At 52.5% G+C, this 26,667-nt stretch carries 22 protein-coding genes and 1 tRNA gene; 2 read left to right on the top strand and 21 right to left on the bottom strand.

What is annotated here, in order from left to right; translation table 11 throughout:
* Window positions 1-56: 56 nt before the first annotated feature.
* Both rpsA and polA read right to left on the bottom strand, forming a co-directional pair.
* Window positions 57-1,514, bottom strand: a complete 1,458-nt coding sequence (rpsA, locus tag M2119_RS06085) for a 30S ribosomal protein S1 (protein ID WP_280804046.1) — start codon at window positions 1,512-1,514, stop codon at window positions 57-59.
* 149 nt (window positions 1,515-1,663) lie between these two features.
* Entirely contained in the window at window positions 1,664-4,351 is a 2,688-nt protein-coding gene (gene polA / locus M2119_RS06090) for a DNA polymerase I (protein ID WP_432418517.1), read from the bottom strand.
* A gap of 74 nt (window positions 4,352-4,425) precedes the next feature.
* On the opposite strand from polA, the gene M2119_RS06095 reads away from it, so the two are divergent.
* On the top strand, window positions 4,426-4,857 hold the full coding sequence (locus M2119_RS06095) for a hotdog fold thioesterase (RefSeq protein WP_280804048.1): 432 nt from the start codon (window positions 4,426-4,428) through the stop codon (window positions 4,855-4,857).
* Here M2119_RS06095 and M2119_RS06100 read toward each other — a convergent pair whose 3' ends face one another.
* Complete coding sequence (locus M2119_RS06100) at window positions 4,858-5,472, bottom strand: ANTAR domain-containing response regulator (RefSeq protein ID WP_280804049.1); 615 nt, start codon at window positions 5,470-5,472, stop codon at window positions 4,858-4,860.
* Window positions 5,473-5,506: 34 nt separating this feature from the next.
* Here M2119_RS06100 and M2119_RS06105 point away from each other — a divergent pair.
* Window positions 5,507-5,590: transfer RNA gene (locus M2119_RS06105), tRNA-Leu, on the top strand.
* Between the two features lie 54 nt (window positions 5,591-5,644).
* Here M2119_RS06105 and pyk read toward each other — a convergent pair.
* The 18 genes from pyk to M2119_RS06195 all read right to left on the bottom strand — a co-directional run bounded on the left by pyk (window position 5,645) and on the right by M2119_RS06195 (window position 26,655).
* Window positions 5,645-7,090 carry a pyruvate kinase gene (gene pyk / locus M2119_RS06110; RefSeq protein WP_280804050.1) on the bottom strand — a complete coding sequence of 482 codons (1,446 nt, stop codon included), beginning with the start codon at window positions 7,088-7,090 and terminating at the stop codon, window positions 5,645-5,647.
* A 54-nt stretch (window positions 7,091-7,144) separates the two neighbouring features.
* Window positions 7,145-8,605: a glutamate synthase subunit beta gene (locus M2119_RS06115; protein WP_280804051.1), complete on the bottom strand. Its 1,461-nt coding sequence runs from the start codon at window positions 8,603-8,605 to the stop codon at window positions 7,145-7,147.
* A complete protein-coding gene (gltB, locus tag M2119_RS06120) occupies window positions 8,598-13,160 on the bottom strand; it encodes a glutamate synthase large subunit (RefSeq protein WP_280804052.1) in 4,563 nt (1,520 codons plus the stop codon). The genes M2119_RS06115 and gltB overlap by 8 nt, the downstream gene beginning before the upstream one ends.
* 180 nt (window positions 13,161-13,340) lie before the next feature.
* A complete protein-coding gene (gene lgt / locus M2119_RS06125) occupies window positions 13,341-14,195 on the bottom strand; it encodes a prolipoprotein diacylglyceryl transferase (protein WP_280804468.1) in 855 nt (284 codons plus the stop codon).
* Between the two features lie 33 nt (window positions 14,196-14,228).
* The gene (gene trpA / locus M2119_RS06130) at window positions 14,229-15,005 is read right to left on the bottom strand and encodes a tryptophan synthase subunit alpha (protein WP_280804053.1); all 777 of its coding nucleotides are present in this window, start codon (window positions 15,003-15,005) and stop codon (window positions 14,229-14,231) included.
* Window positions 15,002-16,207 carry a tryptophan synthase subunit beta gene (trpB, locus tag M2119_RS06135; RefSeq protein WP_280804054.1) on the bottom strand — a complete coding sequence of 402 codons (1,206 nt, stop codon included), beginning with the start codon at window positions 16,205-16,207 and terminating at the stop codon, window positions 15,002-15,004. The genes trpA and trpB overlap by 4 nt, the downstream gene beginning before the upstream one ends.
* The gene (gene trpC / locus M2119_RS06140; RefSeq protein ID WP_280804055.1) at window positions 16,207-16,977 is read right to left on the bottom strand and encodes an indole-3-glycerol phosphate synthase TrpC; all 771 of its coding nucleotides are present in this window, start codon (window positions 16,975-16,977) and stop codon (window positions 16,207-16,209) included. Before trpC ends, trpB begins: the two co-directional genes overlap by 1 nt.
* Entirely contained in the window at window positions 16,978-17,214 is a 237-nt protein-coding gene (locus M2119_RS06145; protein ID WP_280804056.1) for a DUF6704 family protein, read from the bottom strand. It abuts the gene before it with no gap.
* Window positions 17,215-17,248: 34 nt separating this feature from the next.
* A complete protein-coding gene (locus M2119_RS06150; protein ID WP_280804057.1) occupies window positions 17,249-17,887 on the bottom strand; it encodes a Trp biosynthesis-associated membrane protein in 639 nt (212 codons plus the stop codon).
* Window positions 17,888-17,889: 2 nt separating this feature from the next.
* On the bottom strand, window positions 17,890-19,413 hold the full coding sequence (locus M2119_RS06155; protein ID WP_280804058.1) for a chorismate-binding protein: 1,524 nt from the start codon (window positions 19,411-19,413) through the stop codon (window positions 17,890-17,892).
* The gene (gene hisI / locus M2119_RS06160) at window positions 19,410-19,778 is read right to left on the bottom strand and encodes a phosphoribosyl-AMP cyclohydrolase (RefSeq protein WP_280804059.1); all 369 of its coding nucleotides are present in this window, start codon (window positions 19,776-19,778) and stop codon (window positions 19,410-19,412) included. Before hisI ends, M2119_RS06155 begins: the two co-directional genes overlap by 4 nt.
* The gene (gene hisF / locus M2119_RS06165; protein WP_280804060.1) at window positions 19,775-20,539 is read right to left on the bottom strand and encodes an imidazole glycerol phosphate synthase subunit HisF; all 765 of its coding nucleotides are present in this window, start codon (window positions 20,537-20,539) and stop codon (window positions 19,775-19,777) included. Before hisF ends, hisI begins: the two co-directional genes overlap by 4 nt.
* Window positions 20,540-20,541: 2 nt before the next feature.
* Window positions 20,542-21,381: an ATP phosphoribosyltransferase gene (hisG, locus tag M2119_RS06170; RefSeq protein ID WP_280804061.1), complete on the bottom strand. Its 840-nt coding sequence runs from the start codon at window positions 21,379-21,381 to the stop codon at window positions 20,542-20,544.
* Between the two features lie 41 nt (window positions 21,382-21,422).
* Window positions 21,423-21,686: a phosphoribosyl-ATP diphosphatase gene (locus M2119_RS06175; RefSeq protein ID WP_280804062.1), complete on the bottom strand. Its 264-nt coding sequence runs from the start codon at window positions 21,684-21,686 to the stop codon at window positions 21,423-21,425.
* A gap of 23 nt (window positions 21,687-21,709) precedes the next feature.
* Window positions 21,710-22,375, bottom strand: a complete 666-nt coding sequence (gene rpe, locus M2119_RS06180; protein WP_280804063.1) for a ribulose-phosphate 3-epimerase — start codon at window positions 22,373-22,375, stop codon at window positions 21,710-21,712.
* Between the two features lie 9 nt (window positions 22,376-22,384).
* On the bottom strand, window positions 22,385-23,794 hold the full coding sequence (locus tag M2119_RS06185; protein ID WP_280804064.1) for an RsmB/NOP family class I SAM-dependent RNA methyltransferase: 1,410 nt from the start codon (window positions 23,792-23,794) through the stop codon (window positions 22,385-22,387).
* The gene (gene fmt / locus M2119_RS06190; RefSeq protein ID WP_280804065.1) at window positions 23,791-24,702 is read right to left on the bottom strand and encodes a methionyl-tRNA formyltransferase; all 912 of its coding nucleotides are present in this window, start codon (window positions 24,700-24,702) and stop codon (window positions 23,791-23,793) included. The genes M2119_RS06185 and fmt overlap by 4 nt, the downstream gene beginning before the upstream one ends.
* Before the next feature lie 21 nt (window positions 24,703-24,723).
* The gene (locus M2119_RS06195) at window positions 24,724-26,655 is read right to left on the bottom strand and encodes a primosomal protein N' (protein ID WP_280804066.1); all 1,932 of its coding nucleotides are present in this window, start codon (window positions 26,653-26,655) and stop codon (window positions 24,724-24,726) included.
* Between the last annotated feature and the right edge of the window lie 12 nt (window positions 26,656-26,667).

The following is a 26,667-nucleotide window of genomic DNA, read 5'->3' on the forward strand; positions in this document are numbered from 1 at the left end:
GCTTAAACGAGTAATGGGTGGACCCTGTAAAGGATCCACCCATTAGCTTCATATTGTTAGTTGTTTGCGAGCTTCTCTCGAAGTGCAGCAAGTGACTCGTCATCTGCAAGCGTTCCAGCTGAAGCTGCTTCGCTCGAGAAGGAGGTACTTTCTGCTGCCGCAGCTGGTGCGTCAGGAATGTTGGCTTCGGCCTCGTTCGTTGCCTTGACCTGTAGCTTGTGCTGCTCCCAACGAGCCTGAGCTGCTGCGTAGTCCTGTTCCCACTTCTCACGTGCAGCATCAAAGCCTTCACGCCATTCGTTGGTCTCAGGGTCAAAGCCCTCAGGGTACTTGTAGTTGCCGCTCTCGTCGTACTCAGTGAGCATTCCGTAGAGAGCAGGGTCAAATTCGGTACCTTCGGGGTCAACACCCTCGTTAGCCTGCTTGAGGCTGAGCGAGATGCGACGACGCTCGAGGTCGATGTCAATGACCTTGACGAAGACGTCATCACCCACAGAAACAACCTGCTCTGCGAGTTCAACGTGCTTGCCAGAGAGCTCAGAGATGTGAACAAGACCCTCGATGCCATCTGCAACGCGGACGAACGCACCAAAGGGAACCAGCTTGGTGACCTTACCTGGTGCAACCTGACCGATTGCGTGAGTGCGAGCGAATACCTGCCATGGGTCTTCCTGAGTTGCTTTGAGCGACAGCGAAACGCGCTCGCGGTCCATGTCAACTTCGAGAATCTCGACGGTAACTTCCTGACCAACTTCAACAACTTCAGAAGCGTGCTCAATGTGCTTCCAGGAGAGCTCAGAAACGTGGACGAGACCGTCTACGCCACCAAGGTCAACAAATGCACCGAAGTTGACGATCGAAGAAACGACACCCTTGCGGATTTGACCCTTCTGGAGGTTAACCAGGAAGGTGCTGCGGCTTTCGGACTGAGTCTGCTCAAGAAGTGCACGGCGAGAAAGAACAACGTTGTTACGGTTCTTGTCCAGCTCGAGGATCTTGGCCTCAATGTCCTGACCGAGGTAAGGAGTGAGGTCGCGAACGCGGCGGAGTTCAATGAGAGATGCGGGAAGGAAGCCACGAAGACCGATGTCTACGATGAGGCCACCCTTGACAACTTCAATAACCGAACCGGTTACGATGCCATCTGCATCCTTGATCTTCTCTACATCGCCCCATGCACGCTCGTACTGTGCGCGCTTCTTGGAGAGGATGAGGCGACCTTCTTTGTCTTCCTTCTGAAGAACGAGTGCCTCTACGGTGTCGCCAACCTTGACGACTTCGGAGGGGTCTACATCGTGCTTGATAGAAAGCTCGCGTGAAGGGATAACACCTTCGGTTTTGTATCCAACGTCGAGGAGTACCTCGTCGCGGTCTACCTTGACAACAGTGCCTTCAATAAGGTCACCATCGTTGAAAAACTTGAGGGTCTTTTCGACAGCGGCGAGGAAATCCTCAGCAGAACCGATGTCGTTGATTGCAACCTGAGTGGCTGCTTTCTTTGCTACAAGCGTCATGTAAAACGTGCTCCAGTATTTACTTACTTCAGGCCTTCAGACACAGCTAGCTGGGTAATTGTCTTCAGGGCAGGCGAATAGTGCGCACAAATGTGCATCTCTCAGGTTACTTGAGGAACGCTATCCGCACAAACTCGCGGAAAATGACGTTAGTGAGCTGCGTCGTTCCAGTTCAGTCCGATGCCCAACTGAACATCGAGCGGGACCCTGAGCTGGGCAGCATGAGCCATCCGTTCAACAACAATCTTTTCGACTTGCTCACGTTCGCTTTCGACAACTTCAAGAACGAGTTCATCGTGAACTTGAAGTAGTAGTTGGGATGTGAGTTCTAAAGCGATGAGATCCTGTTCAATCCCGACCATCGCAATCTTCATGATGTCTGCTGCGGTTCCTTGCATTGGAGCATTCAGCGCTGCACGCTCAGCATTATCCCGGAGTACACGGTTGGGGCTAGCTAAGTCAGGGAATGGACGCCTCCGTCCAAACAGTGTCTCGGTATAGCCCTGAGACCTCGCCTGTTCGACGACACTGCGCAGATAATCTCGTACTCCCCCGAAACGTTGGAAATAGTCAGCCATAAGTTTTTTTGCAGCACTGTTATCAATACCGAGCTGACGAGCAAGGCCAAATGCACTGAGGCCATACGCCAAGCCGTAACTCATCGCCTTCACCTGACTGCGCATCTCGGAAGTGACATCTTCCGGGGCAACACTGAAGACACGAGCGCCGACAAAGCGATGGAGGTCCTCTCCCGAGATAAAGGCCTCAATGAGACCCTCATCTTCACTGAAATGAGCCATGATGCGCATTTCGATCTGTGAATAGTCAGCGGTCACGAGGGTATCGAAGCCTGAACCCACTTCAAATGCCTCGCGAATCCGGCGACCATCAGCTGTGCGGATAGGAATGTTTTGCAAGTTGGGGTTTGCAGATGACAAACGCCCCGTGCTCGTTCCTGTTTGTCCATAGGTCGTGTGAATTCGACCGTCTGGACCGATTGCTTGGATAAGCGTTTCCACGATCTGCTTGAGTTTGGTGACATCTCGATGCTCAAGCAAGAGCCCCAGGAATGGGTGCGGGTTTGTCGCCTGCAAATCTGCCAACGCCGTGGCATCTGTGGTGTAGCCCGTCTTGGTCGCACGCGTCTTCGGCATTTCTAGTTGATCGAAGAGAACTTCTTGGAGCTGCTTCGGAGAGGCAAGGTTTACCTCGCGACCAATCACCGTGAAAGCTTCTTGTTTTGCCTTCTCTGCTCTGTCACATAGTTCAGCTGACAGGGATTCAAGTTTAACTTTATTGACAGTAACTCCACGATTTTCCATCGCAGCGAGGGTAACAAGGGTGGGTATTTCGATTTCAAGGAAAAGAGCCAGTGTGGCAGCATTCATCTGCGCTCGGATAGCTGTATCTAATCGCTGAATGAACCAAGCACGACCAGCAACATCAAGTCCATCGTCATCAGGCACAAGCTGATTCGGATCTGGGATAGGCACAATTTCAGAGAGGTAATGGCGGACAAGATCAGCAAACTCACGCTTTGAAGAATCTGGACGAAGTACCCAGTCGGCTATCTCTGTATCAAATCCGAGGTTCTCGACAACAACACCCAGCCGAAAGAGTGCTTTTATCTGATCCTTTGCCCCCTGGAATATTTTGGGCGTTGGTCCTGCAAACCAATCCACTAGCGGTTGAATATCTGCTAAAACTGGTGACCACGGAATCACAACTGTCTCGGTTTCGGTGGCTAGACCAACGGTTGCAATGGTGTTGTTGAAAATTTCAAGTTCCACACCAATGCCCTGCGGAGAGGCATCTGAAGCACGATGAAGCCAGGCGCGGAGTTCTTCATCGAGGAGGGTCTGAGACCGCGGGGCCGAAGGAGCGGGTTGTGGTTCTCGAACGACATCATCAAGTGATGCCACGCTAGAAGCAACAATGACAGCGGGTTTCGTGGACGACGAAGCCGACACAACCTCTGAGCTGAGAGAAAGAACCCGAGTCAACAAAGATTTGAATTCAAGTCGACCAAACACTTCACGCACAGCATCTGCGTTGATGTCGTGCAATTCAAGATCTGTAGGACCTACCGGAAGTTCTACATCATTGACGAGACGGTTGAGTTTCCGGTTCCGAATGGCGTTGTCTTTGAATTCACGCAGACTTTCACCGACTTTGCCACCGATCTCATCGGCTCGACGCAAAATCTCATCTAATGAGCCAAATTCGTTAATCCATTTAACGGCCGTCTTCTCTCCCACCTTGGGAACACCGGGAAGATTGTCGCTGGTCTCTCCGACAAGCGCAGCGATTTCAGGATATTGATGGGGCTGGATTCCATACCGTTCAAAAACCTTCACCGCGTCGTAGCGAGTGAGCTCAGAAACTCCCTGCTTCGACGGATACAGCAAGGTGACATTGTCATCGATGAGCTGAATAGCGTCGCGGTCACCTGACACCACCAAAACCTTAAAGTTTGATGCAGAGCCCTGGGCCGCAAGGGTGGCAAGAATGTCGTCGGCTTCGTAATCTTCCTTGGTTACCGTCGTAATGCCCATGGCGTGCAAAGCATCCTGAAGTAAAGGAACCTGACCAATAAATTCGGGGGGCGTCTCTCCCCGTGTTCCTTTGTAGTCGGGATACTCCCGTGTGCGGAAGGAAAACCGGGAAATATCGAAAGCAACAGCTAAATGGGTGGGCTTTTCTTTCGCGAGAAGATTCAACATCATCGAGATAAAACCATGTATGGCGTTGGTGTGTTGACCGTCAGCCGTTTTGAAGCTGTCTACCGGGAGGGCGTAAAACGCCCGAAAAGCAAGCGAGTGCCCATCAATAACCATGAGGGTAGGCTGGGCATTATTCGACACGTTCCCAGCCTACACAGCGCACAAGTCCCAGCTCACGAGGAATATCTATGTCTTCCACCTACGTTCGCCCACCTGCACTAGATCTCACTCAATTTCGTGGATTCACTGCAGGACCCCTGATGGACAAGATGGGTGTTCAATTCCATGAATTATCTGCTGAATATTCCGTCGCCACCATGCCGGTTGAAGGAAATACTCAGTCAATTGGAATCCTTCACGGTGGTGCTTTTGTCGTCCTCGGGGAAGGTTTGGGATCGATTTCTGCGACCATTCATGCCGGTGAAGGAAATGGTGCCGTCGGTATTGAAGTGAGCGCGACACACAGCAAGAGTATTTCTTCCGGAATTGTGATCGGGACGTGCCGCGCACTTCACCTAGGAAATACCCTCACGACACACGAAATTGTGTGCACGGATGAGAATGGTAACCGCCTGTCGACGGTGCGCATCACGAACTATCTCAAAAGACGCACGGCGTAGTTACTTCTTTTTCTGCTCTCCACCAAGCTGGTCAACGATGGTGACCGCAACATCCTTCATGGTGAGACGACGATCCATAGAAGCCTTTTGAATCCAACGGAATGCTTCAGGCTCGGTTAAGCCCATCTTTTCGTTGAGTATTCCCTTTGCAATGTCGACAATTTTGCGCGTTTCGAAGCGCTCAGAGAGATCTGCGACCTCGTTTTCTAATGCAACTATCTGTGCCCAACGAGACAAGGCAATTTCCACTGCAGGAAGCAGATCGTTGGGCGTGAAGGGCTTCACGACATATGCAAGTGCACCGGCTTCCGTTGCGCGCTCAACGAGTTCTTTTTGGCTGAATGCAGTCAGGAGTACGACCGGAGCAATATGCTCCTTGTTGAGCAAATCAGCAGCTGTGATGCCGTCCATTTTGGGCATTTTCACGTCCATAATGACCAAATCAGGAAGCAATTCCTTGGCCAGTGCGACTGCAGCTTCACCATCACCTGCCTCACCGACGACATCGAAGCCGTTATCACGGAGAGTTTCGACAATATCCATACGGATAAGTGACTCATCTTCGGCAACAACAACACGTCGTTTGGTGGGAGTCTGGATCTCTTGGTCAGCCATAGCTCAAGCCTAGGATATTCTTGAAGAGTTACGAGCCGAATTGGCGGAATGGCAGACGCGGAGCACTCAAAATGCTTTGTCTTCGGACGTGTGGGTTCAAGTCCCACATTCGGCACCAGAACAACAAATGCCCCTCAGATGAGGGGCATTTGTGTTTCACAATGTTTGACCTTTACAAATTTGCATAGGCAGGGGCAGCCTGGTTGCGTGCATCTCCGACCATGTGAACACGAAGGTCATTTGTGGAACCAGCAATTCCCGGAGGGGAACCCGCAATAACAACAACCTTGTCACCTGGTTCAGCCAAACCCTGACCAAGAAGAAGCTCATCTACCTGGCCAAACATGGCGTCGGTGTGGGTAACTGGGTCTACCAAGAACGACTTCACCCCCCAGGTCAATGCCATACGGCGACGAATGTGTTCGTGTGGGGTGAGAACAATCATGGGGATATCCGAGCGAAGGCGGGCCATGCGTCGTGCAGAGTCGCCTGATTCGGTGAAGACACACAGGTATTTCGCGTCGACGAACTCTGCTACTTCCTTGGCAGCGAGGGTAATGGCCCCGCCCTGCGTGCGTGGCTTAGTTCCTAGTTCAGGAATGCGCTCGAGACCGTGATCCTCAGTTGACTCAATGATGCGTGCCATGGTGGCGACAGTGATGGTGGGATAGTCACCGACGCTGGTCTCACCGGAGAGCATGACAGCGTCAGTACCATCAAGGACAGCGTTTGCACAGTCAGATGCTTCAGCACGGGTAGGACGCGGGCTAGAAATCATGGATTCAAGCACTTGTGTTGCCACGATAACGGGCTTAGCCCACCGACGAGCAAGCTCTACAGCACGCTTTTGAACAATAGGAACAGCTTCGAGGGGAAGTTCAACACCGAGGTCACCACGGGCAACCATGATGGCGTCAAAGGCATCGACGATTTCTTCGAGATTATCGACGGCTTGAGGCTTCTCGATCTTCGCAATAACAGGAAGGCGAATTCCCTCCTCATCCATGATTTCGTGCACACGCTTAATGTCTGAAGCATCACGCACAAAGCTCAGAGCGATAAAGTCGGCACCAAGTCGGAGCCCCCACCGAAGATCTGCCTCGTCCTTATCGGAAAGGGCAGGAACGTTCACGGCGACGCCAGGTAGGTTGATGCCCTTGTTGTTTGAAATAGGACCAGCTACTTCAACGACGGTGGTCACGACGGTGCCATCGGTTTCCAGAACGCGGAGGGTAACCTTGCCATCGTCGATCAGCAGAGGATCACCGGGCTTCACGTCATGTGGGAGTCCCTTGAAAGTGGTGGAACTCAATTCCTTGGTGCCGATGATGTCATCGATAGTGATTTTGAAGATGTCACCCTCAGCAAGGTCGTACGGACCACCTTCAAACTTTCCAAGACGGATCTTGGGTCCCTGAAGGTCGACGAGAACAGCGACAGGCTTTCCTAGATCGGAAGCAGCTTTGCGTACGTTGTTATAGACCTCTTCGTGCACGTCATACGTGCCGTGAGAGAGGTTCATGCGTGCAACGTCAACACCAGCCTCAATAATTGATTTGAGGCTGTCATAGCTGGAAGTTGCAGGGCCAAGGGTTGCAACAATTTTGGCGCGTCTCATGAAATGTCTCTTTCTTTCAGTTGTGCCATGCCGTGGAGGGATACGGCGAGTGAGTTACAGGATTGCGAAACCGCGATCTGTGGGTGAAACAGGTGAGGGAAGCAATGTGTCTCCTTCAAGGTAGCGGTCAACCGCAGCTGCTGCGGCACGACCCTCGGCGATAGCCCAGACGATGAGTGACTGACCGCGGCCAGCATCACCTGCGACGAAGACGCCTTCTTCAGCTGTGGCGTAATTGTCGTCACGGCTGATGTTTCCGCGATCGGACAACGACACGTCGAGTGTTGAGGCGGCAATGTCACGTTCCGGGCCCGTGAAGCCGAGTGCAAGGAGAACGAGATCTGCGGGGATTTCACGTTCTGTTCCTGCTTTAGGAACACGTGCGCCATCCTTGAATTCCGTTTCAGCAACGCGAACGGCTCGAACATTACCCTTGCCGTCGTTGAGGAACTCGACAGTAGATACGAGGAACTCGCGAGTTCCGCCTTCTTCGTGTGCGCTGGAAATCTCAAACAAGTTGGGGAAAGTGGGCCATGGCTGGTTGGACGGGCGTTCTGCGGGTGGCTGCTGACCAATAGCAAGGTTCGTCACTGATGCAGCGCCATGACGGTGTGCCGTACCAATGCAGTCCGCACCGGTGTCTCCACCACCAAGAACAACAACATGCTTACCCTGCGCGTGAATCTGGTCTTCGACAGTTTGTCCGTCAACCGCACGGTTGGACTGTACGAGATAGTCCATCGCAAAGTGAACACCGTTGAGGTCTCGGCCTGGAATGGCGAGGTCACGAGGAATCATCGCGCCAGTTGCCACAACAACAGCGTCATATCGCTGCTTGAGGTCTTCCCAGCTGATATCCGTACCGATGTTCACGCCTGGACGGAAGCGAGTTCCTTCAGCTTCCATCTGCTCTATGCGGCGATCAATATGAATCTTTTCCATCTTGAAATCAGGGATGCCGTAACGCAGTAGTCCGCCAATTTTTTCGTCTCGCTCATAGACGGCAACTGTGTGACCGGCACGGGTCAATTGTTGTGCAGCAGCAAGACCGGCAGGACCAGAACCTATTACTGCAACGGTCTTTCCAGACAAACGCTCAGGAATAAGTGGAGTGACCCAGCCTTCTTCAAACGCCTGGTCAATAATCGAGACTTCAACCTGCTTAATGGTCACCGGAGGCTGATTGATACCGAGCACACAAGATGATTCACACGGTGCTGGACAGAGGCGGCCAGTGAACTCTGGGAAGTTATTGGTTGCGTGCAGTCGATCAATTGCGTCGTGGTCATCTCCACGCCACGTCAGGTCGTTCCATTCGGGGATGAGGTTCCCCAAAGGGCATCCTTGGTGGCAGAAAGGCACACCACAGTCCATGCAACGTCCTGCTTGACGCACGAGTGTGTCACGATCACCAGCTTCGTAGACTTCTTTCCAGTCCATCAAGCGGATGGGAATAGGTCGACGAGCAGGAACTTCACGCTGTTGGGTTTTTAGAAAACCTTTGGGATCAGCCACCGGTCACCTCCATAATCTTCTGCCAGGTTGCATCACCATCGGGATCAATACCGGCAGCTTCAGCCTCCTGACGGACTTCGAGCACAGCTGCATAATCGCGAGGAACGACCTTGACGAATTCGCCCACGGTCTGCGAGAAGCCAGCGAGAAGTTCGGCTGCACGAGGAGAACCCGTTTCTGAAAGATGGTTTTCCAAAACATCCTTGAGAATCTCTGCATCTGCAGATCCCAGTTCTTCCAGGCGGAGTTCGCCTGAGGTGAGGGAGTCTGCATTGACTTTGTTGGTGTCGAGTTGGTGAATGTATGCGGTTCCACCAGACATACCAGCGCCGAGATTACGACCTGTCATACCCAAAATTACGGCAAGTCCACCGGTCATGTATTCGAGAGCGTGGTCACCTACACCTTCAGCAACAGCGGTGGCACCAGAGTTGCGAACAAGGAAGCGCTCCCCTACCAAACCACTGATGAAGATTGATCCGCTTGTTGCACCATAACCAATAACGTTTCCGGCGATGACGTTCTGATCGGGCGCAAATGAAGCTTTCTCAGATGGCTTCACAACGATACGTCCACCAGAGAGACCTTTACCGACGTAGTCGTTCGAGTCGCCGATCAAACGCAGTGAAATGCCTGCAGGAACGAAAGCACCAAAGGACTGACCTGCGGTTCCCGTCAACGTAATGTCGATGGTTCCCTGAGGAAGACCGTTTTGACCAAACTTCTTTGTCAGTTCGTGGCCCAGCATGGTTCCTACAGCTCGTTCTGTGTTGCGGATAGGAAGTTCGATCGAAACTGGTTTTCCATCTGTGAGCGCAACACGAGACAAGTTAATCAATTCGTTGTCGAAGTGCTCTTCCAGTTCGTGATCTTGTGCACGGCCACGGATACGAGGCTCGTCTTCAGCAAATGAAGGTCCAACCAAGATGGGTTCGAGCTCGAGTCCATCTGACTTCCAGTGTTCGACAGCAGCGTTGATGTTCAAAAGGTCGTTACGACCGATGATTTCATCGAGGCTACGATAACCGAGTTCAGCAAGGTATTCACGAACCTCCTGAGCAATGAATTCAAAGAAGTTCACCACGAATTCAGGCTTGCCCGTGAATCGTGCACGTAGTTCAGGGTTCTGTGTAGCGACACCCACAGGACAGGTGTCCAGGTGGCACACACGCATCATGACGCAGCCCGAAACAACCAAGGGCGCGGTAGCGAAACCAAACTCTTCCGCACCCAACAGGGCTGCCACGATAACGTCGCGTCCAGTCTTTAGCTGGCCATCAACCTGAACCGATACGCGGTCACGCATGCCGTTAAGCATGAGAGTCTGCTGGGCTTCGGCGAGACCAAGTTCCCACGGAGTACCGGCGTGCTTGAGTGAGTTCAGAGGACTTGCTCCGGTGCCACCGTCGTGTCCAGAGATCAGAATCACGTCTGCCAGTGCCTTGGAGACACCAGCAGCGACAGCACCAATACCGGATTGGCTAACTAACTTCACGTGAACACGTGCTGCAGGATTTGCTCGCTTCACATCGAAGATAAGTTGCTTGAGATCTTCAATGGAATAGATGTCGTGGTGGGGAGGTGGTGAAATCAGACCTACACCGGCTGTCGCGTGACGAGTACGAGCAATCCACGGGTACACCTTGTTGTTAGGGAGTTGTCCGCCTTCACCCGGCTTTGCACCCTGTGCCATTTTAATTTGGATGTCATCAGCATGAGTCAGATACATACTGGTGACGCCAAAACGGCCAGAAGCAACCTGTTTGATGGCAGAACGACGAGTGGGATCGAGTAGACGTGCAACGTCTTCTCCGCCTTCACCCGTGTTGCTCTTGGCGCCAATCGAGTTCATGGCAATAGCCAAAGTCTCGTGAGCTTCAGGAGAAATCGAACCGTAACTCATCGCCCCCGTGGAGAAACGCTTCACGATGGATTCGATCGATTCAACTTCATCCAGGGGAACAGCTGGACGATTGCCGCTCTCAAGTGCAAAAAGACCACGAAGTGTCATGAGTTCACGGCTCTGATCGTCGACAAGTTTGGTGTATTCGCGGAATACATCGAAACGACGTTCACGGGTGGAGTGCTGGAGCTTAAAGACTGTTTCTGGGTTGAACAGATGCGGTGCACCGTCGCGACGCCACTGGAACTCTCCACCGGTGGTGAGGCGTTCAGTAGTGAGAGGTGCACCATCCGAAGGATAGGCAGATGCGTGACGCGACAGGTTTTCAGCAGCGATGACATCAATGCCGACACCACCGAGCTTGCTGTTAGTTCCGGTGAAGTATTGGTCAACCAATTCCTGAGACAGGCCTACAGCTTCAAAAGTTTGTGCGCCAGTGTAGGAAGAAACGGTAGAAATACCCATCTTGCTCATCACCTTGAGCACACCCTTACCCAGTGCTTTGATGACGTTTTTTGTTGCTTTCTCTGCGGTTACCCCGGTGACGTATTCGTCACGTACGAGCTGCTCACAGGTTTCCATGGCGAGATAGGGGTTCACAGCAGAAGCGCCGTATCCGAGCAAAACAGCAACATGGTGAACTTCTCGCACGTCACCGGCTTCAACCACGATGCCAACCTTGGTGCGGTTTTCAGTACGAATGAGGTGGTGATGCACAGCGGAAAGCATCAAAAGGGATGGAATAGGCGCCAAGTCTGCGTTCGAATCGCGGTCTGAGAGCACAATGAACTTAATGTCGTGAGCGATGGCAGCGTCTACTTCTTCACAGAGTTGCGCAATGCGCTTTTCCATGGCTTTGGGGCCTTTGTCAACGCGGTAGAGACCACTGAGCTTGATAGCTTCACGAGTGCCACCTGCAGAGTGGATGTGAAGAATTTTGGCCAGCTGGTCGTTATCAATGACCGGGAAGTCAAGGACTACCTGTTCAGTGTGTGCTGCGGTGGCGTCCAACAAGTTACGCTCGGGACCGAGACCTAGCTTCAGGCTGGTGACAACCTCTTCACGGATCGAGTCCAGTGGTGGGTTGGTGACCTGGGCGAATTGCTGCACGAAGTAGTCAAACAGCAAGCGTGGACGTGAGGAAAGAACAGCAATAGGAGTATCGGTTCCCATGGCGCCCAGAGGCTCAGCGCCCGTCTTGGCCATGGGGGCAAGCATGATGCGGAGCTCTTCTTCGGTGTAACCAAAAGTTCGCTGACGACGAGTCACTGAGGAACGAGTGTGAGCAATATGTTCACGTTGTGGCAGCTCTTCGAGATCAATACGAGATTCGTCAATCCACTCCTGCCAAGGACCAGATGAAGCGAGTTCTGACTTGATTTCGTCATCGGAAATGATGCGGCCGGCAACAGTGTCAACCAAAAGCATCTTTCCAGGCTGCAAGCGGCCCTTCTGGACTACCTTGGCCGGATCAATATCGTAAACGCCGATTTCAGATCCCACAACGATGAGGCCGTCATCGGTGACAAGATAACGTCCGGGACGAAGGCCATTGCGGTCCAGTGTTGCACCCACCAAAGAACCATCGGTGAAACAGATGGCAGCAGGTCCATCCCAGGGTTCCATGAGGGACGAGTGGTATTCATAAAACGCACGTCTGGTGGGTTCCATATCGGGCTGGTTTTCCCATGCCTCTGGAACCATCATCATGATGGCGTGAGGAAGTGGGCGTCCTGCCAATGTGAGAAGCTCAACAACTTCATCAAACGAGGCTGAGTCAGAAGCACCAGGGGTGCAAATAGGAAGTAAATCCTTGATGTCGCCCAGTAGCTCAGATTCCAGTTGGGACTGACGCGCACGCATCCAGTTGCGGTTCCCCTGAACAGTGTTGATTTCACCGTTGTGACAAATGAAACGGAACGGGTGAGCCAATGGCCATGAAGGAAAAGTGTTCGTGGAGTAACGAGAGTGCACGAGGGCAAGCGTGGAGGCAAAACGCACGTCACTGAGGTCAGGATAGAACGGCTCGAGCTGAAGCGTCGTCACCATACCCTTGTAAACCATGGTGCGAGAAGACAGCGAAGCGAAGTAGATTTCACATTCTCGCTCAACTCGCTTACGCAGACGGTAGACCAAACGATCTAATTCGATGCCGGAGAGTGATCCCTGGGCAGCTGTGACAAAGGCCTGTTCAATGGCAGGCATCGCTTCACGAGCAAGCTTTCCCAGGTTGTCCGGCGCAGTGGGAACAACTCGCCAGCCCAAGACCTTCAAACCCTCCGAGTGAGCGAGTTCAGAAAAACGTGCCTGGATAGCCTCGCGTGCTGCTGTGTCGAGGGGAAGGAAAGCGTTTCCGACCGCATACGTACCCGCAGTTGGGAGATCGAAACCTGCAACCTCACGCAAGAAAGCGTCAGGAATTTGGGTCAAAATTCCGGCACCGTCACCGGTACCAGCATCGGAACCAACAGCACCACGGTGCTCAAGATTACGAAGGGAGCTGAGTGCAACATCAATAATGTCGTGACCGGGAATACCGCGAAGTGTCGCGACCATGGCGAGGCCACAGGCATCTTTCTCTAGAGCGGGGTCATAGAGACCTTGGGCAGCGGGTGCCAATGAAAAGCGTTGATAAGGAGTCGCGAGCGACATAGGAACCCTCCTCTCGAAAACGGTTACTCGGGAGGGACGACATTGGCCCTAAAGTCATCTGGAAAAGTGAAGCTAGTGAGAGCTTGTCGCCCTTTGAACTTCTTGACCGCTTGTGGCAGAAGAAGAGTTGAAGTGTGAGCCTTGACGGGGGCTACGTTGCCCTGATCCGTTTGCCGATACTTACCCTTCTAACTTTACAGTAGGAGCGCCATCAACATACACACTGAGCTCTCTACCTGGGTGGCGTCTGTTCTGGATCAGAATGATCAACAGGCCGATCAGAATTGCTGCTAAAGCAGCCCACACATTCGTTCGAATCGTCAGGAAAGTATCGCTGGGGTCAAGACGGTACGTTTCAAAGATTGATCGACCAATTCCATACCAAATCAGGTAAACACCAAATGCCTTACCCCAACGCAAGTAAACCTTCTTTTCAAGAGCGACGATGATGATCACACCGACCAAGTTCCAGATAATTTCATACAGGAACATGGGGTGAAAGAGAGTTCCTTCGGGCAATCCTGCGGGGAAAGCAGCATTGGTCGCTTCGATTTCCAGCCCCCAGGGAAGAGTTGTAGGAACACCGAATAATTCGTGGTTGAAATAGTTCCCGAGACGACCTGCCGCTTGGGCCACCAGCATGGCTGGGGCAAGAGCATCTGCAAATGACCAGAAACGAATACCCGTCTGTTTGCAACCAATCCAGGCGCCTACAGCTCCACCTAAGAGTGAACCGAAGATGGCGTTGCCGCCCTCCCAGATGTAGAACACCCGAAGAAGGTCAGCACTCTCATAAAAGTAATCGCCACTGTGAGTGAAGACGTGGTAGAAACGTGCACCGATAATCCCTAGAGGTACCGCCCAGAGAATGATGTCGAGAACAGATCCACGTGCTGCACCGCGACGGGTGAGCCGGACGTCAGTAATCCAGGTAGCCAAGATAATGCCGAGCAAGATGCACAGCGCATAAATGTGGACCCGGATAGGACCCAGATCAAAGAACTGAATATCTGGACTGGGAATACTGGAAAGAATATGCACGTGCTTAGTTTAGAGAACGCAGGGCGGTTACGAAGCGGAAGGCTTGCCGTGAGCGAGTCCTTGAGCAGTCAGGGCAACTGCGGCAACTCCCCCATCATTGAGCGACTTCACAAGAGCGGAACCGACAATGGCGCCGTCACCGTAGCTGAGGACTTCAGCTACCTGTTCACCGGTGGAGATCCCTACACCGACACCCACATACTCAGCACCAACTGCACGAAGACGTTCGACGAGGGTTTGTGCTGCAACATCAACATCAGCACGTGCACCCGTGATCCCCATGGTGGAGACCGCGTAGACAAAACCGCGACTCAGTTCGACGGATTGCCGCAGACGTTCGTCAGTAGATGACGGGGCCGCTAGAAAAACGCGGTCGAGGTCATATTTTTCGGATGCAGCGATCCATTCAGCTGCCTCGTCTGGGATGAGATCTGGCGTAATGAGTCCTGCTCCGCCAGCTGCAGCAAGATCTGCGGCAAACTTGTCAACACCATATTGGATGACGGGGTTGAAATACGTCATGAGCAAAACTGGAGCAGACACGCGCTCAGTAATCTGCCGGACAGCTTCGATAGCTTGAGGAAGCTTAAATCCCTGTGCGAGGGCAATCTGCGTTGCTTCCTGAATTACGAGACCATCCATCACGGGGTCAGAATAGGGAACTCCGAGCTCCAGGATGTCTACGCCACTCTCGACCAGCGCGACTGCTGCTTCGACACTTTCTTCGAAGTTGGGGAAACCGATGGGGAGGTAACCAATGAGAGCTTTGCCTTTATCGAGCTGGGCTTCTACTTTCGAGCTCACTGTTCAACTCCGTCCAGAATGCCGAAGTATTTGGCGGCAGTTTCCATGTCTTTGTCACCACGACCAGAGTTGTTCACCAAAATGATGGCTTCAGGCCCCAGTTCTTTACCGAGTTGAAGTGCACCAGCGAGACCGTGTGCCGTCTCAATTGCAGGAATGATTCCTTCAGTGCGTGAAAGCAAACGTAACGCATCCATAGCTTCCACATCCGTGATGGGACGGTAATGCGCACGACCAAGATCCTTGAGCCAGGAGTGCTCAGGACCAACGCCTGGATAATCCAAACCTGCTGAAATCGAGTGCGACTCAACGGTTTGCCCATCTTCATCCTGCAGCATGTACGAGCGTGCACCATGGAGAACACCGGGTCGTCCCATAGTCAACGTCGCAGCGTGTTCGGGGGTGTCCACTCCACGACCTGCAGCCTCGAAACCGTAGAGCGCGACTTCTGGATCATCCAAGAAAGCATGGAAAATACCAATGGCATTAGAACCGCCACCCACGCATGCAGCAACAGCTGTAGGGAGTTGACCAGTGAGAGCAAGGACTTGCTCCCGAGCTTCTTCGCCAATAATTTTGTGGAAGTCGCGAACCATAGAAGGGAACGGGTGCGGACCAGCAACCGTTCCGAGCAGGTAGTGCGTGTTGTCAACATTGGTCACCCAGTCACGAAGGGCTTCGTTGATGGCGTCTTTGAGAGTCTTCGAACCGGTGGTCACAGGGATGACGGTTGCGCCCAACAGGCGCATTCGGGCGACGTTCAGGGCTTGACGCACCGTATCGACTTCACCCATATAGACAACACATTCAAGCCCAAATAGTGCTGCTGCTGTTGCACTCGCAACACCATGCTGACCAGCGCCAGTTTCAGCAATAATGCGGGTTTTACCCAGTCGCTTCGCAAGAAGCGCTTGGCCCAAAACATTATTGATCTTGTGGCTGCCGGTGTGGTTCAAATCTTCACGCTTGAGAATAATCCGGGCGCCACCTGCATGCACAGCAAAACGGGGAACCTCAGTAATGATCGAAGGTCGGCCCGTGTAGGTGCGATGTAGATCAGCTAGTTCTGCTTGGAAGCTCGGGTCAAGCTTGGCTAGTTCATAAGCGGCAGAGAGTTCATCCAAGGCGGCAATGAGCGATTCAGGAACGAAGCGACCGCCGTATTCACCGAAGTATGGTCCGAGTTCATCGCGCAGTGCCATTAAATCTCCAAGAAAGACGTCAAGGTTGCAGCAGGATCAGACGTTACAAGTGCCTCGCCGACGAGCACGACATCCGCACCTGCTTCACGGTAATGACGAACATCGTCCGCATTGCGTACGGCGGATTCTGCAACCTTGATGGTGCCTGTGGGAATCTCATCGACCAGAGTACCGAAGAGGTCCCTGTCGAGTTCAAAGGTGCTGAGGTTTCGAGCGTTCACCCCAACAAGTGCGGCTTCAATCTCGAGAGCACGATGAAGCTCTTCTCTGGAATGGGTTTCCACCAGAACGGTCAGCCCGAGCGAGAGTGCGAAAGTGTTGAGTCTGGAGAGGACGTCTTGTTCCAGAGCGGCAACGATGAGGAGGACGAGATCAGCACCCGCTGCACGAGCCTCGAGGATTTGATATTCCTCGGCAATGAAATCTTTACGCAAAACAGGAATATCAACCGCAGCACGTACGGCTCGAAGGTCTTCAAGTGAACCTTTAAATTTGCGGCCTTCTGTCAAGACACTGATAGTCGAGGCACCATGTGCAGCATACGTCTGAGCTAGAGCAGCAGGGTCAGGTATTGCAGAGAGATCACCACGCGACGGACTTGCTCGCTTAACCTCAGCAATAACCTTGATGCGGTCTGCAGGTGCGAGAAATTCAAGTGCATTGAGTGCAGGGATCTGATCTAAAGCAGCGCGTTCCACGTCGGCATAACTTACCGACTCTCGACGGGCAGCTGCATCTGCGAGAGCGCCAGCTGTCAGGTCGCTGAGCATTTAGTAGTGGTGAGGCTTAGGGGTGAACTTAGGACCCTTGACGCCGTACCCCATCTTGGCGAGAAGGAAGCCCAAGCCCCAACCGACGAAGACCAATACAACGGAAGCCCATACAAGCCACACAATTGCCAAAACAAAAGCAATAGTGCCGATAGCAAATGCTGCCAGCATGACGATGACAGCAGTCCATGCTGCGGGCGAGTGGCCCTCTCCGGGATCAACGATGTCGTTGCTCATGACGCTCCTCAGTGCGAAAAAGTACTCTTTTACTCTACTTGATAGTGGGGTCGTCGCCGTGGCTCAAAGAGTCCCACGCGTCAATATTTTGTGCAGAAATGTCTTCCATGAGCCCGGGTGATGAGGCATCTAGCTTCTGGAGTGTTGGTGTGGTCGAATTCTTCGAGGTTCGTTCGAATTTTCGACTAGCGGTTCCCCACTTTCCGGCGGTGAAGAAAATCAGGATGCCCAGCGGGAGAAATAACAACCCGATGACCGCAGTAACACCCGGCCATGCGGTCATAGAGGTTGAAACAACGAATGTACGAAGTGTTTCAACATCAGAGATAGCCGACAGAGTTGTCAAAGCGGGCGCTGCAGCCGAAATAGGATCTGCCCAGGGGGAAATAGTTGCCCAGAAAATTCCCATGCCGAGCAAAAATAGTAAAACGCCAAGAATTCGACGGAGCAGTATTCCCGCGAGTGCGAGTGCTGCAGTCAACGCAAAACCAGTTAATCCCAGGGCGCTCAGAGCACCAGCAACCTGTTGACCTGAGATATCGAGTGGCTGAGATTGGCCATCGGCAAAAGATACTTCGAATATGAACCAGGTTTGACTCCAGCCAATCAGAACCATGGCGGACAACAGGACTGCTGTCAGGAGACTCAGGCTCTTGAATCGGCGATAGTTCATGTCTACAACTTCTTCAACTGGTTTGCTATGGCAACCGCCCGTAATGGGGCTGCCGCTTTATTCTGAGTTTCGATGTACTCGGTTTCGGGAACAGAGTCCATCACAAGTCCTGCACCGGCCTGAACGTAGGCTTTGTGACCCATTAAAGTGACCGTGCGGATAGCGATCGCGAGGTCAGCATCTCCTGAAAAGTCGAAATATCCGACTACTCCCCCATAAACACCTCGCTGCGCAGGCTCTAAAGCATCGATAATTTCCAAGGCACGAGGCTTGGGTGCACCACTGAGTGTTCCTGCGGGGAATGTTGCTTTGAAGGCATCCACAGGTCCTAAACCAGGAGAAAGGTTTCCCTCAACAGAACTCACGATGTGCATGATGTGGGAAAAGCGCTCCACGCGCATAAATTCAGTAACTTCTACAGATCCTGCATCACATACTCGAAGTAAATCGTTTCTGGCCAAGTCAACCAACATGAGGTGTTCAGAACGTTCCTTGTCATCGGCAAGAAGATCATTTTCCAGTTCAAGGTCATCTTCTGGAGAGACGCCTCGCGGGCGTGAGCCAGCTATGGGATGTGTGAAGACGCGACCAGAAGCAACCTTAACCAAAGCTTCAGGACTAGAGCCGACGATAGAGAAAGCCTCCCCCGAGGGGGCCTCTAGAGCCAAAAGGTACATATAGGGGCTGGGGTTGAGGCTTCTCAGAACGCGGTAAACATCTTCCGGCGTGGCAGAATTTTCTACATCAAAACGCTGAGAAATGACGACCTGGAAGACATCACCGTCAACAATGTGGGCCTTAGAGGAGACAACCGACTCAAGAAATTGCTGCTTGGGAGTTCGCAAAGTAGGCGTAGGCATAACATCAAGATCAATGGTGGCTAAGCCGACCGAGCCGGCTTGAGCGAGTCGACTTTGCAACTCGTCCAAACGGGTTTGTGCAGCGTCAAAAAGTTCCTCTGGAACAGCACCATTTTCGAGAGCTAACACATTTGTGATCAGGGTAACAGTGCCGTACTTGTGATCGAGCACAATCACTTCACGACTAAAGCTCAAGGCTTGGCGTGGAACAGAGAAGTCAGCAGGCGGAGCATCTGGAAGATTTTCTAATTCTCGAATGGCTTCCCACCCTATGAAGCCTACGAGAGCGCCGGTCAACGGCGGCAGACCTTCGATTCGAGGGGTCTTCCACCGTCGATATAACGCGTCCAATGCATCAAGACCCGTGTCAGGAATACTGCCACCAAATGCTTGATCAGTATCGAGTTCGCTCGACATCCACACAGGAGTTCCCTCGTCATCTGTAAGCACTCCATAACTACTCACCCCTACAAAAGAGAACCGTGACCAAATACCGCCCTGCTCTGCAGATTCCAGCAGGAAAGAACCGGGAACGCCTGATGCGAGTTTGCGGTAAATGCTGATGGGTGTTTCTGCATCAGCAAATAAAGTCCGGGTAACAGGAATGACCCTGTATCCCTGAGCAGTGAGTTTAGAGAACTCGGAAAAAGTAGTGTCGTGAGTCATGAATCAAACTCCTGAACAGGTGAAACATCAGTGGTGGCATGCATTTCGTAGTCATCGAAACAGCTGCGAGCACCGGTATGGCAGGCAGAACCAATTTGCTCCACAAGAACGAGCAAAGTATCCGCATCACAATCATGACGTACTTCACGTACATATTGCGCATGACCACTCGTGTCGCCTTTACGCCAGTATTCCTGACGTGACCGAGACCAAAACGTAACGCGTCCTTCGGTGACCGTTCGACGAACAGCCTCGGCATTCATGTATCCGAGCATGAGGACATCTTTCGTGTCTACATCTTGGATGATGGCTGGCAGAAGACCGCTGTCATCGAATTTCATGTTGTTGGTCTCTCCTGCACTCATACCCTCACCTCGTATCCTGCTGCTGCGACAAATTCTTTCACTTCACCAATAGTGACAGCTCCTGTGTGAAAAATACTTGCAGCCAGGGCTGCATCCGCACCAGCCGCAAAGGCTGGTGCAAAATCAGCAGCTGAACCAGCTCCACCACTGGCAATTACTGGAACAGAACTCATCTCACGCATCGCGGAAATAAGTTCTATATCGAAGCCATCCTTCGTTCCATCGGCATCAATCGAATTCACCAACAGTTCGCCAGCACCCCGTTCAATAGCTTCCTGAGCCCATGCAAGGGCGTCAATATCCGTGACCTGTCGTCCACCATGCGTCGTGACAACAAAACCAGAAACTGTCTCGGTACTGCGCGTAATGTCCAAGGACAGGACTAATACCTGGGCGCCATACCGTGTGCTGATGTCATCGATCAGTGATGGACGACTGATGGCGGCGCTATTAACCCCCACCTTGTCTGCACCACTGGCCAAAAGTTTGGACACATCCTCCACGCTGCGAACACCCCCACCAACAGTAAGGGGAATGAAGACAGCATCAGCAGTGCGAGCAACAAGATCAAACATGGTGGAGCGATTGTCCACCGTTGCCTTGACATCTAAGAACGTGATTTCATCCGCTCCTTGCTCGTAATATTTCTGAGCAAGTTCAACAGGGTCGCCCTGATCACGAAGGTTAAGAAAATTCACTCCCTTAACCACGCGACCTTCAGCCACGTCAAGACACGGGATGATGCGAACTGCGACAGACACGATTACAGGCGTGCAGCGTGAATAGCGGACACCAAAATGGCACGTGCTCCTAGGTCATAGAGCTTATCCATAACGTCATTTCGGTCGGCACGTGGAACCATGACGCGCACTGCAACCCACTCGGGGTCGTGCAATGGGCTCACTGTCGGAGATTCAATTCCCGGCGCAATTGCACAGGCAGCATCCAAGAGTTTCTTAGGAACGTCATAATCCATGAGTACGAACTGCTTCGCAACAAGTACGCCGTTAAGACGACGCATCAACGTGGAGATGCCGTCTATGCTTTCATCCCGGCTCACTAAGACTGCTGTGGATTCCAGAATCACTGGGCCAAAGATCTCGAGACCTGCCTTTTTGAGAGTTGACCCCGTGGATACCACATCGGCCACGGCATCGGCCACGCCGAGTCGAACGGCAGACTCCACTGCGCCATCGAGCTTAACAAGCTGAGATTGGACACCTGCCTGAGCCAAGAAAGTTCCCACCAATCCGGGGTAACTAGTGGCAACTCGCTGACCAGCAAGATCGGAAAGATCCTGGAATTGGCCTGCTGGTCCAGCAAAGCGGAAAGTTGAATCCCCAAATGACAGTTCGGCAATCTCCTGGGCTTCGGAGTGCGAATCGAGAAGCAAATCGCGGCCGGTGATACCCACATCCAGCGCACCAGAACCCACATAGGTGGCAATGTCCCGGGGACGCAAATAGAAAAATTCAACTCCGTTGCGCAGATCGGAGTAGTGCAAGTCGCGTGGATCGCGACGACCGGAATATCCGGCTTCGTAGAGCATCTCTGCAGAAATTTCTGCCAGAGAACCCTTATTGGGAACTGCTACACGCAACATATAAAAAACCTTAGAACGAGTGGAAAAATGATCGGAAGCGTTTAAAGATGATGGTTTACATCATCAAGAGAAATACCCTTAGCAATCATCAAAACCTGAAGGTGATAGAGCAACTGAGAGATCTCCTCGGCCGCAGCTTCCTTTGTTTCATACTCTGCAGCCATCCAAACTTCAGCTGCTTCTTCGACAATCTTCTTACCTATTGCGTGGACGCCTGCATCTAACTCGGCAACAGTGCGAGAACCGGCGGGGCGATTAACGGCCTTCTCGGTCAGTTCTTCAAAGAGAGAATCAAAGGATTTCACTCCTTAAGGCTACCCTGTGTGAACTAGTGATGGTGAGCAGAGTGTGCAGCTGAGCGTAAAGAAGCAATCGCTGCTTCAGGATTTCCTGAGTTGTAGACGCTAGAACCGGCAACAAACGTGTCTGCCCCTGCCTCTGCAGCGATAACAATCGTGTCGAGAGTGATGCCCCCGTCCACCTGAAGCCACACGTCAAGTCCCAGTTGGGCACGGGCCTCTCTCAATAAACCTAGTTTTGGCATGACATTCGCAATAAATGACTGGCCTCCAAAACCAGGTTCCACGGTCATCACCAGTATTTGATCGAATTCTGGCATCAGTTCCAGATACGGCTCAATGGGCGTTCCCGGTTTGACCGCGAGACCTGCGCGTGCGCCAATGTCGCGCAGACGCCGGGCAACAGCTACTGGGTTTTCGGTTGTTTCTGCGTGAAAAGTAACGGAGTAGGCACCTAACTCTGCATAACCAGGGGCCCATCTCTCAGGATCCTCAATCATGAGATGAACGTCGAGTGGGAGAGGAGAAACATCCTGGATCCTGCCAACCATCTGTGGGCCAAAAGTGAGGTTGGGAACAAAATGGTTATCCATGACGTCGACGTGGGCCAGGTCCGCCGTAGAGATTGCCTCAAGACCATCTTGCATGTTCACAAAGTCAGCAGAGAGAATGCTGGGATTGATTCGAATACCCATAGAGCGAGCCTATTCTGACTTAGTCAGCAAGGCGATGAACATGGCATCTGTACCGTGTCGATGTGGCCACAGCTGAACGGATTTCGAATCTCCGGCCAGGTCTAGGGCACTCATCGTTACTCCTGAAATGGCCTGACGCGCATCAAGTTCGGTAACTGTCGGGTATTTACGAAGTGCCCCCTCTACGACCCCCCTGGTCTCTGCTAAATGCGGAGAACAGGTCACATAAGCCAGCGTTCCACCCGGCTTCAACGCAAGAATTGCACTGCGCAGCAGTTCAGCTTGAAGCCCGGTCAGATCACCCACATCTTTCGGTGATTTGCGCCAGCGTGCCTCAGGACGGCGGCGCAAAGCACCGAGGCCGGTGCAGGGAGCGTCCAGAAGGATGCGGTCAAAAGTATTCGGCATAGTTTCACCGATCTCACGGCCATCCCCCGTTATCACTTCAACCCCTGGCAACACATCGAGTGCGTGACGGACAAGTTCTGCACGCGCAGGTATGACTTCATTAGCGATGAAGATAGCCCCAGACTCTTCTGCTTCAGCAGCAAGAAGCGCGGCTTTACCTCCCGGGCCAGCACACATATCGAGCCATTGTTCATGTTCGGAAGAATCAACACCTCGCGACAAAGTCAAAGCCGCTAACTGTGAACCTTCGTCTTGAACCCTGACCACACCCTCTCGTACACGAGCAAAACGTGTGGGGTCCCCGCCTGTGTTCAACGACATACCGACAGGTGAATAGGGAGTTGGTTCACCCTCCACTTCATCGTTCGTGTCGACGAAGCCAGGCAATTCGACGAGAGTGACTCGGGGATTGACGTTATCTGCTGCAAGAAGTGCTTCTAGTTCTTCACCACGACCTTCAGCCTCCAAACTCTGCTTGAGCGACCGCACAATCCACACGGGGTGGGAATACAGAACGGAGAGACGCTCTTCAGCATTAGAAATGTCACGAGTGACAAAGTCTTGCCAATCTTCCAGATCGTGCCTGCTGGTTCGTCGAAGAACCGCATTCACAAAGCCCACCGCGCCTAAAGAAGCCATATGTTCCGCCAGGTTGACACTCTCATCAACCGCGGCATGGGTTGCAACACGCATATTCAAGAGTTGATGAACACCGAGTCTGAGAATGTTCAACACAACTAAATCGATAGTTTCAATATCGCGTGCGGAAGCATTAGCAATGACTGTGTCGTAGAAGCCTTGCATGCGCAGGGTTCCATACGTCAGTTCAGTTGCAAGTCCTGCATCATTACTTGTCAGGCCAAACTCTTTAATCTTGGCGGGCAACGCAAGATTGGCATAGGCGTCGTCTTCATCGACGGCCATCAAAACTTCGAAGGCAACGAGGCGAGCTGGAGTGATGGGTCTCGAGCGTCGTGGTTGCTTTTTGCGCGGGCGTGTCTCTTCGGTCATGAAACTTCCACTTCTTTCACACGAAGTCCGCGGAACCAATCCGAAGCAGACATTGCTTGCTTTCCTGATGGTTGGACGGTGATGAGTTCGAGTGCTCCATCACGACACCCCAGAATGGCTGATTTCTCGAGGAAGCGGATGACACCTTCTGGCGCGGATATATTGCTTCGTGCCATCGAAATGATCTTGAGTCGTTCCGAGTTCAGCAGCACATATGCACCCGGTTCGGGCGTCACACCACGGTAGAGGTTATACACAACCTCAACCGGTGCGTGAGTGTCCAGATGACCGTCTTCTAATGAAAGCTTTCGCGCATAGGAGCTCTCTCCCGACTGAGGTGTGGCCACAGCCACATCTCTGTCGAGCAAGTCAACAACATCAAGAACCTGCGCAGAACCATGCTCACTCAACCGGGCAAGCAGTTCACCACTCGTCTCATCCGGATCAATGGCGAATGTTCGAGAATCAAAAACATCTCCAGCGTCCAATTCCTGAACGAGAGAGAACACCGTGGAACCCGCATCGGTTTCGCCAGAAATGATTTGCCACTGGACCGGTGCCGCACCACGCCAATGTGGGAGCTCCGAGAAGTGGAGGTTGATCCAACCCAAACGCGGGACATCCAGGGTCGCTTGAGGTAATAGTGCGCCATATGCGACGACAACTCCCAAATCTGCACCACTCGCTGTGATCTGTTTCTGGATGTCGTCATCGATCTTGTTGGCATACAACAGAGGAATTCCGGCATCGTGTGCAAGTTGTGCAACTGGAGATGGAGTGAGAACACGTTTACGACCTACAGGAGCATCAGGCCTCGTCAGAACAGCAACCACATCATGGGTACTATCGAGTAAAGCCCTCAGAGAGGGAACCGCTGCTTCTGGTGTTCCGGCAAAGATAATCTTCACGACACCAGCCTCACTACTTTTCTAGAGCGCATCGATATCCGGATCATCGAAACGCACTCTCAGTCTAAGGACTCGCTGTGCGTGTGTATTCCCAGTAGATGGCTTTTTCGATCGGGTGGCTGACCTGACGACACACGAACGCAAATAACTGGCCAAAGTTTCACCATCTTTGTATTCGAACATGATCAGTGCCCGGGCAGAACCATCGCCTAAACCAACAGGTCCCAATACTTTACTGCCCGTCAACAGCGGAAGTTCGTCACATGTCTTAGTCACAACGTCGTGTGCACCAGTAACCGAAGCAACCCGAACCACAGGCGGAAGTTTCAGACTGTGACGATCAGCGAGTTCTCGTTGAGCCCACGATGGCTGAGACCACTCGAGAAGCGTTGGTCCAAGTATGGGGCCTGCACCTGTGATGTAAATCGTGGAGTCTGTTCGAGCCAGCGCGATGGTGTTACTCCAATTGCGGAGGACGTCTTCCTCTGCACGCATCGCCTCACGACCACGCAGTCGTTCACCGTCCAACAACAAAACGGCTGAATATCCATGCTGCGCACGGGGCTCTGCTCCCGGGGTGGCGATAACTATGACTGGGGAGTCAGAAACTTGAGTCACAGTATGGTTACCGTCTGCAACGATAATCTGGACCCCAGGAAATGCTCGGCCAATTTCATCAGAGGTACGTTCACTTCCAGCAGCGACAGGTCGAAGAACGTGCGAACCACAGCCTGTGCAGGACCACGTGGAGGCCATTTGCCCACACCACCGACAACTCGCTACGCTCCCGCGCCTCGCGACGTGGAGGGGGCCTTGACAGGAGAGACAACGTGCTCGCTCACGGCATCCCCCACAAACCATCGCTGGGGCAAAACCAGGACTTGCCACCTGAATGAGAACAGGCCCTTTTTCCAGTGCTTTCTTGGCTCCAAGAAGTGCCTGTGCAGGAATTCTTGCGGAGGTGCCATCTTCGGAGAGATGATCAGCATCCGTCAGAACAACATGCATGGAGTGGGACGGAAAGACATCACATTCGGTCAGCCAACCTAAGTCGACCAATCGCTGAACTTCCAAAGAACGAGTATGACTGGCAAATATCAAGGAACAATCTGTCTGAGTTTGCCGTATCAATGCAACATCGCGGCTGTGCGTATAAGGAGCAAGGGGTTCTTCAAAATTGTGGTCACCATCATCCCAGACGACAATCAATCCGAGGTTCTGCGCAGGCGCCAGTACCGCAGAGCGATTGCCCAGAATGACGAGGGGTTCTGAGAGAGAACGAAGATAATTCGCGTAGCGTTCCTGCCCACTCAATCGGGCATCTACCCGAATGAAATGTGTTGCTAGCGTTGAGGCCGTGATGGCTTGTTCGAGCAGATCAATATCCCGAAAATCAGGGACAGAAATGATTGTGCTTCGATCTTGTGAGAGCTCACTCGCAGCGAAATGAATGAATTGTCGAACCCAGTTTGGGAATGATTCAGGCTCTCTAGGTGAGTTCTTGCCAGGAGGGACGTGGAGCGCATATCGACCGCCGAAATCTAGTTCGGCCCCTTTGAAATCTTCGCTTCCGGCGGGGACTGCACCTGTAAAGGGAATACGTTCTGCACGATTGGCGACGAAGGCTTTTTCAGTTCTAACGTAACGGGGTGCAACTGCCAGCCTGAGAACATCACTAGCTGAGCCAGCTTGACGGTCAGCTACTTGCCGGGCGAGTTCCAGAGTCTCGGGAAGAACAATCGGTATTGAGCTCACGAGTTTGTTAACAGACTGAAGCTCACCAGAAAATTCTGCTTTGTCGGAGACAGCAGTGACATAACCTTCAGCAAAGCGGCTGCCCCCACGGAGGGGAACTGAAACTTTGAAGCCCGGAGAAATCTGACCTATGAGATGTTCAGGAACCCGATATTCAAAGATGTGGTCAAGCTGAGGTAGTGGTGTGTCCAACAACACACTCACTACCTC

The organism is Aurantimicrobium minutum, from assembly GCF_029894165.1.
In the GTDB taxonomy this organism is placed as follows: domain Bacteria; phylum Actinomycetota; class Actinomycetes; order Actinomycetales; family Microbacteriaceae; genus Aurantimicrobium; species Aurantimicrobium minutum_A.